The following is a 13,163-nucleotide window of genomic DNA, read 5'->3' on the forward strand; positions in this document are numbered from 1 at the left end:
AACCTAGCTGCGGAGGCGGCGAGCCACCCTCGCTAGCAGGCCCGGCTGGGCAGGGTGTGGCTGTGCGGGTGCTTCGGAAGATGACTCAGGCTCAACGGTGACGGGGTGTGTTTCTTCGGCGCCGTGTGCGCCGTGAATACCCTGCGTGCTGTGCCCGCCACCGATTGCGCAGGCATGTTCGAGCTGTCGGCGGTGCTCAGCGTCCCAGGAGTGCGCTCGGTCAGACATCGCCCACTCAAACCCCGCGGTGAGGGAGGTTTCGGTGAAGAGATCGCGGGCGGCACGGACGGTTGCACCCAGCGGCTCGGGGAACGCCGGGACCTGCTCCACGGTGGGGAAAGGCGCGGGGGCTTCTACTTCGCCGCGAGTTTCTGCCTTGTCGCGCGCTTCTGCACTAGAGGCAAGAATCTGTGCGAGCAGGTAGGCACGATCAGCCTGCAGAACCTCCACAAGTTCAGCGCGGCGCGCATCCGACGCCACCGCCGCGTGCTGCATGGCAGCGGCAACCATCAGCTCGGGAACACCACCGGCCAACATGCCTAACGGCAGTGTGAAATCACCCAGCCCGTACAGGCTCAGGGCTCCGCCCACACGCATCTGCGTGAAGGCATCCGGCACGAGAGTGAGCACGGGAATACCCGCCGCGGCGGAGAACACCGCCGGGTGGTAGCGGCTGGTCAGCGTGAACGCCGCCCCTCGGTGCACGGTAACGCTCTGGTCTGCGTGCAGAATCGGCAGTAGGGTCGCCGGCGTGGAGGGGCTGAGCTGCTCAGCGATGCGCTGGTGTGCCTGAATATCGCCGCTTTCGGGGTTCTGTGGGTCGCCAAAATGGCTCAGGAATACGGGGGCGTAGCCGTGCTCTCGCCACATGCTATCGAGCAGATGCGCAATCTGCTGCGCCTGCTGTTCGGTGCACTCGTTGACGGTGACGCACACGTAGAGCTCAGGTAGCTTATCCAGTATCTGACTTGAGGAAATGCCTTTCGCATAGTGCAGGGTACGCGCCGGGGAAGCCACCAGGTAGTCGGTAGCATCGTCCACGCTCAGGCGTGCGTCAATACCCCGCTCACGGCACCAGACGAGGGAAGAATGTTCGCGCATCGTCACCGAACGGGCGGTGCGCAGCATGCGCTCCAGGATGCGGGCATCCTCGGGGCTGAGCACTGGACCCAAGGATTGGCCGGTCACATGCACAGGTACGCCAGCATGCTCGGCGGCACGCACCGCAGCGGCGCGTTCATAGAGGAGCCACCCGTAGCGAGAATTGAGATTCCCTCCGCCGGAAATAACCACCGCGTCCATAGTTGCGATAGAATCCGCAAATTCCACCATCCGCTCAACGATCTGCTCCAACGGATGCAACACCTCGGGTAGTGCCTGCACCTGCGGCAACGCCACCAGATCGGTGATGGAGGGGCGCTCCCGATCGGCGTGCAGCTGTACCAGGACGCACTCGAGCGCCGCGATGGTCAGCTCGCGTTCAGCCGGCGCCCAGGGGAAGAGGAGAAACGGCAGGTACCCGTAGGGGGTGCCTACATCCTGCGCAAAGGGCTCACCAATGTAGCGCGCCGAATGCCCCACATCGCGGGTCATGAGGGTGACCGCTGCGCCGCCTTCTGCGAGGGCCTGGGCACTCGCGATGGTCATAGCTTCATCACCGACGTGGTAGGTATACTGGCCAATATCGCCAATGACGAGTACGCGCGGTGCTGTAGAAGAATGATTATTCTCTGTCATGGCTATGCGTCCTTCGCGCTGGTAGAACCAGTCTGGGTGCTACCACCAGCGCGGTGGCCCTGGGAACGAGAAGACAGAGAATAAGAAGCCAGGGAACGCTTCGCCAAGGAACGCAACGCGCGGCCCGGAGCACGCAGGTGCTTGAGAACCTTCAGGCGCTCCTCAATAGAGTGCTGGCGGGTCTCAATAACCTGCTGACGAGCCTCGATACGTCCCAGGCGGTGCTCAATTGAACGCAGAATATCCAGGGATTCGCGGGTCAGATCGTGCCCGTCAATCACGCGGCGCTCCAGGTCAGCCGCTAAATGCGCCTGGTACAGGTACGCACCCGGTCGGGCACCTGCCTGCAGATCCTCGCGGATAGCGCGGGCGCGCACCAGTGAATCGAAGCGGGCGTGATCAGCCTGACGCTTCACGCTATTCGCCTCGGCACCCTCCGCGTCGGGGCGCAGCGACCAGTACGCCAGTGGCTCATCCACCAGCAGAATATCCGCAACAGAGGCGGCACGCATGTTGAACTCCCAGTCGCCGACCACCGGCAGGGACTCGTCGTAGAAACCAACTAGCTCGTGCAGACTACGGCGGTAGAGAATACCAATCGGCACGGTACGGTTCGTGCGGAACAGGAACTGTAAACCTACGCTGGGCAGGCTGTCGTGGAAAATACGCTCTTCGTACACCTCGAACTCGCCGTCGGCATTCTCGCGTTCGTACCGCTCCACAATGCGGGTGGTGCACATGAGCGCGCCGCTTTCTTCGAGCGCCGCGACAGTGCGTTCCAGGAACTCGGGCGCCCACAGGTCGTCGTCATCGTGAATCGCCACGTACTTGGAGACGGTCGCCGTCAAACCGGCGTTGGATGCCGCCTCCATGTTGCCGCCGGCGGTCAGCAGCTGTACGTGACCGGAATCCAGCGGGGATTCCTCAATGACGGCGCGGGCTGCCTGCTCGTCGCCTCCATCGTTAATCACGCAGACCGTGTAGTCGGTGAAGGTCTGCTGCGCAATGTTCTCCAATGTGCGGCTCAAGAAGCGGGGACGGTCCTTCGTGCGGACCAGAATAGCTACGGTAGGGGAAGACATAACCACAATCAGTCGAGGGTGAATGGGCCCATGCTAGCCCAGGAACTCAACCCATTATGAAGGTGTGCACTGTTCAGACTCAACCCGCCGCCCGTCCACGCTGCAACAGCATGCATGCAGAGGCATGCGCCGCCCCTAAAAATTAGCTGATGGACTGTAGCGCCACCATTGCCAGCACCCCAAGCACAAAGCATGCCGGAATGGTTACTAGCCACACCAGAAGAATCTGCAGAACAATCCTGGACTTCAACGCGTTAAAACGCTGGTTCACGCCCGCACCGAGCGCCGATGCAGTCGCCAGGTGCGAGGAGGAAAACGGCACCTGCAGCAGGAAGTAGCCGAGCACCTGCACCACCGCGGTCGTGCCCTGAGCGACCGCGCCACGGAACGGGTCCAGGCGCACCATCTTGTAGGCGAAGGTGTAGCCGATGCGGCGACCACCGGTCAGCGTACCCGCACCCAGGCTGAGGGCAATAATGAGGGTGCCCAGCAGCATCCCGCCCCCGGTGAGGGCTTGAATCAGCGCCGGATTAGTGATGCGTTCGCTCAGTAGCGCCCACAGCAGCAGGTACAGGTAGCCAGTCTGCAGGCCGTGCAGCAGCGAAATCGCGGAGGCAGACACCGCCAGTACCTCGCGGGCTCGCTGATTCACGAGGCGCGGGTTGTGGCCGACCACGAGCCGGTAGAACGGCACCACCATCAGCCAGGACAGCAGAAAAATGAGCGGCGGAAGGTAGAAGAGCGGTAGCAGAGTCGCCCCAAAGATATGCGGCAGGAATGCGAGGGAACCGAACCCTTCGGCGGCGCTGTCGATCTTCGTCTGGGTCCACCAGCTCACACCGGCGAGGGCACCGACCAGCGCGTGGGTCGAGGAGGACGGAAAACGCAAAAACCAGGTGAGCACACCCCAAATAGCGCAGACCAGCAGCGCAGCAACAATGCCGTTCAGGCCTGTGATGCCCTCCGGGGCGCTTACCCACGAGGCGGAATACTCGCCGAGTAGCAGGAACGCACCGAGCACGCCGAGCACGTTGAAGAGCGCGGCAAGGTACGTGGCGGAGTGCTCGCCAAGGGCGCGGGTACGCACCGGAACCGCGACGGAGTTGGAGGCATCGTGCACACCGGTAACGTAGACCGCGGCAATGAAAGCGCAGCAGGCTAGAAGACCCAGGAGCATTAGGATTCCTGAACGATAATGCGGCCGATCTCGGCGGACACATCGCGCATAGAGTTGGAGGCGGCGGTCAGCTGCGCCAGGAAGGTGGCGTAGCGACGGTACCGTTCGGGGGTGTAGCGTTCGGCAATGTACGCATCGTATTCTTCGGCGGTTCGTAGCGCCTGGCGGGAGATGCGCAGCATGTCCATCCAGTAGTTATCGAGGCCGCGAATATCGGCAAGTTTGGGGATGACGGCGGCTGTCAGCACCGCCTGACGCTGAATGATGTCCAGGATTGAGGTGATGTGCGTGGCGAAGCCGTCAATGCTGTGCAGAGACAGCACGTGCGCGGCGCTGGTGAGCTTCTCAACGGCGTTAGTGAGCTTGCGTGCCAGCGTATACAGGTCTTCACGCGGAATCGGCGGGGAGAAGGAGCTACGCACCTCGGTGAGGGTGCGGAATAGCAGGTTCGTGGAGTCTGCCTCGTGGGTGAGCATGCGTTCGAAGAGTTCGGGGTACTCCGCGACGGGGGAGCCGACCATTTCAGAGAGCAATGCCGCAGCCTCACCGACCTGCGCTGAAATTTCAGCGAGGGAGGCGAGGGATTCGTTGGCGTGGGGGAAAAGTCGGTGCAGCATAGTTCCCAGTCTAACCAGTATTGGACGCTGCGGGTGCGCATAGCCCGTGCGTACATCACTAGAGCCCGACCTGCAAATGTTATAGCGCCGAGCTGTTTGCGGTTGCCCGTGAGGATTTTTAAGCAAAAAACGGTGGGAATCGATTTCTCGACCCCCACCGGAACGTTGAGGGATGTCGGGTTGGGAGCGCCTCTCGGCGGAAGGCCGCTCGAAGCGGCTAAAGATTTGGAGCCCGGGGCTACCTATTAGCAACCCGACATCTTGTAATTATTATCCACCCGCACCCGGTACAGAGTCAATTAGAAAACAGGCTTTTCACGCCTTTGCAACCCAATGTGGAACCTGTGCCAATTTACGGCACGAACCCGCATTTTTAGGCGCCCAAAGGCTGAAGAAGACTAGAATATTTTGAGGTTGGTCTGCGATTTTTCCTGCGCAGAATCAGCCTCCGAAGCCCCGTCAGCCTGCTCACCAGCCTCAACGGCGCGCAGCTGGGCGGCGACCGCCTCCAAATCGTGCGCGATCTGCTCCATCTGATGAGCCTGATACGGCAGACGAGCACGACGCTCCACCGCCTCACGCTTCACCTCGTGGCTGCCCAGAACCGCACCATCCTGCCTGGCAGAGCGCGCATAATCGGTGCGAATACCCAACGCCACCACGTGCGCAAAAGCCGCGCAACGTTCCATCGCAATGTCCATATCGCCGGTGTACAGGCCCGCCAGAATCTCATCAATCGTGCGGACCACCTCGTCGGTACTCGGCGGGTCGGGAACACCCGCCACCACGTGTGAACGGTAATCCTCCGCCATGCCCAGCTCAAAAGCACGGCTCACCCCGCGCGGCGAACGATGCACCACATCCCGCAGCCAGTACATACGCCACAGCGCACCAGGCAGGGAGTGGGCGCTCGCGTGCGACCAGAGTTCGGCGAGCATCTCAATACCGTAGTCGTCGGTGAAGCTGACAAGCCGCTCGGTCATCTGTTCGTCGGTGCCGCGTCCACGCATCAGTAGGATGCGTGCGGAGGCGTGCGCCGCCTCTTCGCGTGCGGCGGGGTCCATGCCGCCTTCGTGGCGTTCAAATTTCTTGGCGGAGTAGAGGACGGGGCGGTGGTGGGTGCGGTGTCGGGTGTGCCCGGAGGCGCTGCTTGATGCTGCGGGTGTAGACATAGGATTTTCCAGTGTACCGTTTATTAGCTGGGAGTCGGTAGTGTATAGTATTTCTATCTGCACACTTTCAGTTTTGTGTGGATAGGAGCGCCTTTAGCTCAGTCGGTAGAGCTACGGACTTTTAATCCGCAGGTCGTGGGTTCGAGCCCCACAGGGCGCACTAGCCGATCCGTCGCCTCCCGCTTCGCGGGGGTCGGCGGGTTTTTGCGTCTTCACCCTCATGTTCGGGGTTTTACCCCGTGTTGATTCCGTGTGGATGGGGCGCGTCCTGCCGGATTGGCCTGGCAGTTGTTGATTTGTGTACGTTGACCCGAAAAGATGAGGAAACCCGTGAGCGTCACCATTAAGAACTCCGAAGAAATCACGATTCTTGCCACTGGCGGCACGATCGATAAGTTCTATTCGGTGGCGGGCACCATGGATATTGGAGAGCCTGCCGCTAAGGACCTGCTGGACCGCGTTATCACCGATGTGCGTTTTCACATTCGCCCGCTGATTGGTAAGGACAGCTTGGACATGACCGATGCGGATCGTGCCGAGCTGACCGAGGTGCTGAATGCTGTCACTAACGACCAGGTGCTCATCACTCACGGTACCGACACCATGCCGGAGACCGCACGTTACTTGGTGGAGCACGCCGACCTGGGCGATAAGGTTGTGGTGCTAACCGGTGCGATGCAGCCCGCCGTGATGGCTCGTTCGGATGCCAGCTTCAACCTGGGCGCCGCTATCGCTGCCCTAAACCTGCTGGAGCCTGGCGTGTACATCAGCATGAGCGGCCGTATTTTCCCTGCGGAGAGCGTGCGTAAGGACCGTTCCCGCGGCATTTTCGAGGGCTAAATGGCTGATTCCGCTCGTACGCGGCGGGGCAAACCAGTTTCTGCCGCTGAGCTTGCGCAGGTGGTGGGTTCCTCGGATCTTGTGCCGCAGGAATATATGACTCAGACACAGCTGATGCAGTTGCAGGCCTTGGAGGAGCTGGAACAGCAAGCTGACGAGTTCTGGAATGTCGCCAGTGATTACCCGTTGCCGGCTAAGAACCTGTACCTGGTGCGTGTGCTGCTACTGGTTGTACCCTCGCTGATTATTGTTTATTACTTCATCCGTGTCACACTTTTCCCGATTGGTGCGGTACCGCTGGTCTACCTGGTGATGCACATGTGGCTTGCCATGATTTACCGGGTGAACCGTTCAGTGAAGCTGGTGCTGCTGGCGAATGTTGCTTCCGCGGTTGCTGCTGCGGTGATGACGGCGTTTTTCATCTATGTGTTGGTGGCTCTGCACGGTCCACAGACGTTGCTGGACCGTGTGGACGTGTTCTATGCGGTGAGCCTGCTGACGGTCATGGCGTCCTTTGCTGTGGAGGTTTTATTTTCGCTGTTATATAGCGTGGTGATTCGTAGGAGTCTGCGCCGGAGCAAGCTGGAGAAGCAAACAGGCGCTGAACAATAAAAGTTATGGTCTTGAGGAGTGGCGTTCAATCACCCCAGCGGGTGGGGTGCTCCTTTGTGCATTCACGCCTCTGAGAGGGTGATGACGAGGTAGCGAAAGACAGCGGGCAATGCTTTCCGCGACGCTCAGCTACTACTCAGAAACCCCTCAAGAACGCGTGATACGGTATAGACAGAAACACGACTTGCACCTGCCAGGAGACCACTCATGGGCGCTACACACCTGAACACAGATGCTGCTTCATCCGCAGAACACCCGGATGAAGATATCAGTGTACAGACTCGCTATCAGGCGCCTATCCGCCACGCGACTCCTGCCACGCCGGAGGTGTCCGTTCCGCTGAACGTGCCGCCGGTGGTGACCGGTTCGCATCCGGTTATTTCGGCGACTTCTACCGTCATTATTCAGGAAGGTGCGAACCAGCCGATTGTGGTGCGTACGCATCCGACAGGTCCTCTACCGCCGTTCCCGGGGCAGGGGCAGGTGCCCACTTTTCTACGCACCTACACCGCTAATGAGGTGAATGATCGCAAACAGAAGCTCAAGAAGAACCTGCTGGTCCGCGCCGTTATTTTGTGCATTTTGACCCTGGTTGAGGGTCTCATTATCTCCCAGTACACGCAGCCGTTGGCGATTTGCTTTGGCTTTGTTACGGCGCTTTACCTGGTGGTTCAGATGTGGCCGCTGATGCACCCTCCGCGTGATTCAGCGGACGCCTCCGTGTATAGCGTTTGGGCTATATGCTCCCTGACTGGGTATGTTGCGGTGGGCTTGGTACTTTCACCGATTACGTTCCTGCTGCTGATGCTTGACTGGGCTGGGGTTTCGATGGGGTTGGATCCTTTGCTGGTTCTCGTCCTTTTGGGTATGGTCTGGTTGAGTGAGATCGGTTTATCCTTGCTGACTATTTACCGCTTCAGTAACTTGCGAATTGCGATGGCGAACCGGGCAGATTCTCCGTCGTTATCTAAAAGCATTTCTGCGACGGTGGATCCGTCCACTTCTTCCTAATTTTTTTGAGGCGGTGCGCCCATCGAATACCGCGCCGCCACCCACATTCACACCACGTGCTTGCTCATGCATCCTCCGCACACTATCAGCCGACATTCGAAAGATTCCGCCATGTCCGCCGTTGAGCCTTCGCCGCCATTCACTCCAAACACCACGTATCTTACGAAGCCTGCTACCCCGACTCTCGTGTCTGTGGCAGGTTGGGTTTTGCTCGCTATTGCTGTGGGCTGGCTGGTGCTGATTGGGTACACGGGTTTTGTGTATGCGACGACGCAACTGTCGCACCTGTCCACCTGGCGTGCCCAGTCACTGGTGGATGCGCAGGCATACTATCCGGTGCTTTTTCTGATGGTGAGTGCGTTCAGCAACGTAGCCCTGCACGGCTTCTGCACGGTGGCGTATCTGCGTGGTTACCGTTGGGCGGCGTTGGTGCTGTCAGTAGCGTTGGCGTTGGGCGTGCTGGCTTCTTTGCTGATTATGCTGGCGGTCGCAGCTCTTTTAGGTACTCTGAATGGTGCTCCGAGCCAGGATGTTGAGCTGCTGCTCAGTAGCGCTTCGCCGCTGTACACGCTGGTATATATTGCTGTGCCGTATATGCTGGTGTGTGTTGTGGCGTTGGCGTTGGTGTGGTCGCGCCAGTCGCGTACCTATATGGAGATGCGCCGTGATTGGCGTGTGCGCCGAAGCGAGGATTACCTGATTTAGCGTTATGCTGCCGATGGTGGTGGCATACGTGAGGAAGGAAGCGCATAACAGAACGTACCCCGAAGCAGTCCTTGAATAAGAATAATCCGGAGTACACGCTTTCCGAATACAGCGTGCTGCAACCCTCCGACCAGGCTGAAAACAGCACGGTAGAGAGTAACGCCGCCTCCATAACGTTGCCCCCAGTAGTACGGTAGACAATAACGCAGCAGTGGACAACGCACCCGGCGACAGCACCCCCGAGTAAGCCACGACCACCAAAAGGCTCAGAGCATGAAAGGGCGGGGATACCAGACGGTATCCCCACCCTTTTACCATCCCCGGCTTGCGACCGAGGGCCACTCACATATTACTCAGCAGATTCCTGCTTCGCCTTTGAACGGCCACGCAGGTACTCGATAATAACCGGCACCACAGAAACCGCCACAATAATCACAGCAATGTACTCAATGTTGTTGTGTACGAACGGGATACCGCCTAGCAGCACACCCGCCAGACCAATCAAACCAATCCACGCAACCGCGCCAACAACATTCCACAGGTGGAACTTCTTACGGTCGTACGAAGAAATACCAGCCGCAAGAGACACAAAAGTACGAACAATCGGCACGAAACGACCTAGAACCAGAGCCAAACTACCGCGCTTCTGGAAGAACTCCTCAGTAGTGTGCAGGTTCTTGGTGCTCAGAATCTTCGCGTCATCCTTGAAGATCTTACGGCCGTAACGGGCACCAATCTGGTAGCCAACCTCAGCGCCAGCAATAGCAACCAGCACCAGGACCGGGAACGCCACCCACAGGGACAGGCCCATCTGCTCATGCAGCATACCCAGAGCAAAAATCAGGGAGTCACCCGGAAGAATCGGGAAAAGAACACCGGACTCAATAAATACGATAATTGCCGAAACTACCAGAACCCATGGGCCGGTATCGAGCAGGAACTGCTCAAGGTCGAGGCCCAAGAGCGCAACCGGAAGATGCGCCAAAGCGGTGGCAAGAAAAGTCATGAAAAATCCTGAACTGTGAGTGGACCGCACGCACGGCTCGGCGGCGGAGTAACATCAGCATAGAAAGCGTACCTATGGCGAACATTGTGCAAAACTATGCGGAGGCTGTGTATTACTGGCACAATTCTACCGGTATTTACGCCGGATGCACGGGTGAGCGAGGCTAAATCTCTGCGCCTGCATGGCGAAACAACCCGAGGTGACGCGACGCTCGCGTGCCTCCCCAATAAATGACCATCCGCAGAGCCGGAGGATACGGGGTGTGACATGATGGAAAGAGAGCACGGCGCGTCGCGGCGTACCGATTGACCCAACCACCCACCGTTGGAGAGAACCATGAACCCCCAGCAGCCAGCTTCCAGCCCCGCCAATCTCCTGTACACGGATCCCCTGCACGCTGAAGCCCGCGAAGTGTTGCGCCGCCTCACCGGCATCGCTCATGCCGAGTTCCACGACGACCAGTACGAGGCGATTCGCGCCCTGGTAGCCGACCGCGCCCGCACCCTCGTCGTGCAGCGTACCGGCTGGGGTAAGTCTGCGGTCTACTTCATTTCTTCCCTGCTGTTGCGTGCCCGCAGTATGGGCCCGGCTCTTATTGTCTCCCCGCTGCTTTCCCTCATGCGTGATCAGGTTGAGGCGGCATCCCGCGCGGGAGTGCGCGCCGCCATGGTGAACTCCGCGAACGTCACCGAATGGGATGAAATCCGCACCCGCCTCGAAGCTAACGAGCTCGACGTGCTCCTGGTGGGCCCTGAACGCCTCAATAACCCGGCGTTCCGCGAGCAGTGGCTACCGTACCTGCTGCCGCGTCTGGGGCTGCTCGTTATTGATGAGGCACACTGTATTTCTGACTGGGGCCATGATTTCCGCCCCGATTACCGCCGTATAGGTTCGCTCATTAGATCTCTGCCGGCGGGTGTGCCGGTGCTGGCGACTACCGCAACCGCGAATAACCGCGTTAGCAGCGATATCGCCGAACAACTCAGCACTGATGCCACCGCACCCGTACATGTGCTGCGCGGCCCGCTGTCCCGCGAGTCCCTGCGTCTGGGTGTTCTGACCCTGCCTCATGAGGCGCAACGCATCGGTTGGCTACTCACGCACCTGAACAGCCTGCCCGGTTCGGGCATTATCTACACGTTGACTGTCTCTGCGGCAGAAGATACCGCAAATGCTCTGCGTGCCAGTGGCTACGAGGTGCGAGCCTACACCGGTAAAACTGACCCGGATGAGCGGCTGGTTGCAGAGCAGGCACTCAAGGAAAACAGAGTGAAGGCTCTGGTTGCGACGAGTGCCCTCGGTATGGGTTTTGATAAGCCTGATTTGGGTTTTGTTGTACACCTGGGTGCGCCGTCGTCTGCGGTGAGCTACTACCAGCAGATTGGCCGCGCCGGACGAGGTGCCGTTAACGCTGATGTTCTGCTTCTGCCCGGTCGTGAAGACCGCGCCATTTGGGAGTATTTTGCAACCGCCTCCATGCCGAATAAGGAGCAGGCGCTGGCGGTGCTGGAGACCCTCGCCCAGTCCCCGGAGGGGTTGAGCATTACCGCGTTGGAGGCACGCGTTCAGTTGCGTCGCTCCACCCTGGAGCTTCTGCTGAAGGTGCTGGACGTTGAGGGTGCCGCCGTGAAGGAAGGCAACTATTGGCGTCGAACCTCTTCGCCGTGGCAGTACGATAGTGCCCGTTATGCGGCGGTGGTGCAGGCGCGTGTGGTGGAGCAGAACGCCATGCTCGAGTATGAACGCACTAGTCAGTGTCGTATGCTTTTCCTGGCGCAGCAACTTGATGATGCTTCCGCGACTGTTTGCGGTCGTTGTGATGTGTGTGCGGGCCCCTGGTACCCGATTGAAGTTCCCGCTGAAGCGCAGCAGGCGGCGCAGAGCAGTTTCAATAGGGTGGGTGTGCCCCTGCAACCGCGCCGTATGTGGCCGAGCGGGCTGGATCAGCTGATGGGTGCGGATGCGCCGCGCGGTCGTTTGTCTAAGGACGAGCAGGCTGAATCCGGTTACGCTTTGGCGCGTCTGAGCGACATGGGGTACGGTACTCGTCTGCGTGAGCTTCTGGCGACGAATGAGCTGGGTGAGCCGGTTGATTTTGAGGTTCCTGCCGAGCTGGGTCGTGCTTGTGTGAAGGTGCTTGCTACTTGGGAGTGGGCTGAGGCGGGTCGTCCGGTGGCGGTATTGACGCTGCCTTCGCCGGTGCGTCCCCGTTTGGCTCAGTCTCTGGGTAGGGGCCTTGCGTCGGTGGGTCGCCTGGTGGATTTGGGTCAGGTGTCTCTGGCGGGGGAACCGCGTTTCTTTGGTGGTAATAGTGCGTTCCGGTGTGCGGATGTGTTGCGCTCGTACCGGGTGCCTGCAGAGGTGCTGGACTATGTGCGTGAGCATCGGTGCCCTGTTCTGCTGGTTTCTGATGCGGTGGATTCGCGGTGGGCGTTTACGGCTGTGGCGCGTGAGCTACGGTTGGCGGGTGCTTCTGCGGTGTATCCTTTCTCTTTGGCTGCTACCCATTAGTTGCGCCCATTATCGTTTATTTATTCCCCGACGAGGTTGTATGTCATATTCGGAATATTCAAAATTGACGGTTACAGACGGTTCTTCCGCCGTGCTCAGCGATATTCCCGCTCGCGCCGAACATAGCGAGTGGATGCTCCGCGCCCTCGCCGAGGGTGTCGCCGCAGGTGAGCGTGGTGAGATCCCTATCGGTGCTGTGGTGGTGGATGAGCAGGGTGTCATTATTGGTTCGGCAGGCAATACCCGCGAGCGGGAGCATGACCCCAGTGCCCATGCGGAGGTGAACGCGATTCGTCAGGCGGCGGCACATCGTGGTCAGTGGCGCCTGGACGGGTGTACGCTCGTCGTGACAGTTGAGCCGTGCCTGATGTGTGCCGGCACGATCCTCGCGTCGCGCGTTTCGACGGTGGTTTTTGGAGCCTGGGAGGAGAAGACGGGGGCTGCTGGCAGTCGTTACGATGTACTGCGTGACGGCAAGGTTGCGCCGGTTCCCGAGGTGTATGCGGGGGTGCGTGCTGATGAGTGTGCGCAGCTGATGGTGGACTTCTTTAAGGAACGCCGCCCCTGACGTTCCCTAAGCTTTACCCCTAAAAGATGGTTTGTATAACGCGAAAAGTCGCGTAGAGATTGCGTGGCTTTTCGCGTTATTTGTACGAAAAGCCCCATTTATTTGAAAAATACTTCAAAAATTTA

12 protein-coding genes and 1 tRNA gene are annotated in these 13,163 nt (G+C 59.4%); 7 read left to right on the plus strand and 6 right to left on the minus strand.

All coding sequences use genetic code 11. From position 1 onward, the window contains the following. Positions 1–3: 3 nt before the first annotated feature. From QFX07_RS00705 to QFX07_RS00725, 5 genes are all read right to left on the minus strand, one after another. Positions 4–1,737, minus strand: coding sequence for a polysaccharide pyruvyl transferase family protein (locus QFX07_RS00705; RefSeq protein ID WP_279754520.1), 1,734 nt, complete (start codon positions 1,735–1,737; stop codon positions 4–6). 2 nt (positions 1,738–1,739) lie between these two features. Continuing rightward, a complete protein-coding gene (locus QFX07_RS00710) occupies positions 1,740–2,819 on the minus strand; it encodes a glycosyltransferase family 2 protein (RefSeq protein WP_279754522.1) in 1,080 nt (359 codons plus the stop codon). Between the two features lie 142 nt (positions 2,820–2,961). After that, entirely contained in the window at positions 2,962–3,996 is a 1,035-nt protein-coding gene (locus tag QFX07_RS00715) for an inorganic phosphate transporter (protein WP_279754525.1), read from the minus strand. After that, positions 3,996–4,613, minus strand: a complete 618-nt coding sequence (locus tag QFX07_RS00720; protein ID WP_012902791.1) for a hypothetical protein — start codon at positions 4,611–4,613, stop codon at positions 3,996–3,998. The genes QFX07_RS00715 and QFX07_RS00720 overlap by 1 nt, the downstream gene beginning before the upstream one ends. Positions 4,614–5,011: 398 nt before the next feature. Continuing rightward, positions 5,012–5,785, minus strand: coding sequence for a histone acetyltransferase (locus QFX07_RS00725; protein WP_279754526.1), 774 nt, complete (start codon positions 5,783–5,785; stop codon positions 5,012–5,014). 87 nt (positions 5,786–5,872) lie between these two features. On the opposite strand from QFX07_RS00725, the gene QFX07_RS00730 reads away from it, so the two are divergent. From QFX07_RS00730 to QFX07_RS00750, 5 genes are all read left to right on the plus strand, one after another. Then, positions 5,873–5,945: transfer RNA gene (locus QFX07_RS00730), tRNA-Lys, on the plus strand. Positions 5,946–6,115: 170 nt separating this feature from the next. Further along, positions 6,116–6,625 carry an asparaginase domain-containing protein gene (locus tag QFX07_RS00735; protein ID WP_279741042.1) on the plus strand — a complete coding sequence of 170 codons (510 nt, stop codon included), beginning with the start codon at positions 6,116–6,118 and terminating at the stop codon, positions 6,623–6,625. Further along, positions 6,626–7,237 (plus strand): amino acid transporter, encoded by a 612-nt coding sequence (locus QFX07_RS00740; RefSeq protein WP_371567976.1) that lies wholly within the window; start codon positions 6,626–6,628, stop codon positions 7,235–7,237. A gap of 207 nt (positions 7,238–7,444) precedes the next feature. Next, positions 7,445–8,248 carry an organic solvent tolerance protein OstA gene (locus QFX07_RS00745; protein WP_279754531.1) on the plus strand — a complete coding sequence of 268 codons (804 nt, stop codon included), beginning with the start codon at positions 7,445–7,447 and terminating at the stop codon, positions 8,246–8,248. A gap of 111 nt (positions 8,249–8,359) precedes the next feature. Beyond that, the gene (locus QFX07_RS00750; protein WP_279754532.1) at positions 8,360–8,953 is read left to right on the plus strand and encodes a flagellar type III secretion system protein FlhB; all 594 of its coding nucleotides are present in this window, start codon (positions 8,360–8,362) and stop codon (positions 8,951–8,953) included. A 349-nt stretch (positions 8,954–9,302) separates the two neighbouring features. Here the strand turns inward: QFX07_RS00750 and QFX07_RS00755 are convergent, their stop codons facing one another. Beyond that, positions 9,303–9,959, minus strand: coding sequence for a DedA family protein (locus QFX07_RS00755; RefSeq protein ID WP_254756501.1), 657 nt, complete (start codon positions 9,957–9,959; stop codon positions 9,303–9,305). 336 nt (positions 9,960–10,295) lie between these two features. Here QFX07_RS00755 and QFX07_RS00760 point away from each other — a divergent pair, with 336 nt between their 5' ends. Both QFX07_RS00760 and QFX07_RS00765 read left to right on the plus strand, forming a co-directional pair. Next, on the plus strand, positions 10,296–12,470 hold the full coding sequence (locus QFX07_RS00760) for a RecQ family ATP-dependent DNA helicase (protein ID WP_279754534.1): 2,175 nt from the start codon (positions 10,296–10,298) through the stop codon (positions 12,468–12,470). Between the two features lie 40 nt (positions 12,471–12,510). Then, on the plus strand, positions 12,511–13,038 hold the full coding sequence (locus QFX07_RS00765) for a nucleoside deaminase (RefSeq protein ID WP_279741033.1): 528 nt from the start codon (positions 12,511–12,513) through the stop codon (positions 13,036–13,038). Positions 13,039–13,163 lie beyond the last annotated feature (125 nt).

The organism is Rothia similimucilaginosa, assembly GCF_029850985.2.
In the GTDB taxonomy this organism is placed as follows: Bacteria; Actinomycetota; Actinomycetes; order Actinomycetales; family Micrococcaceae; genus Rothia.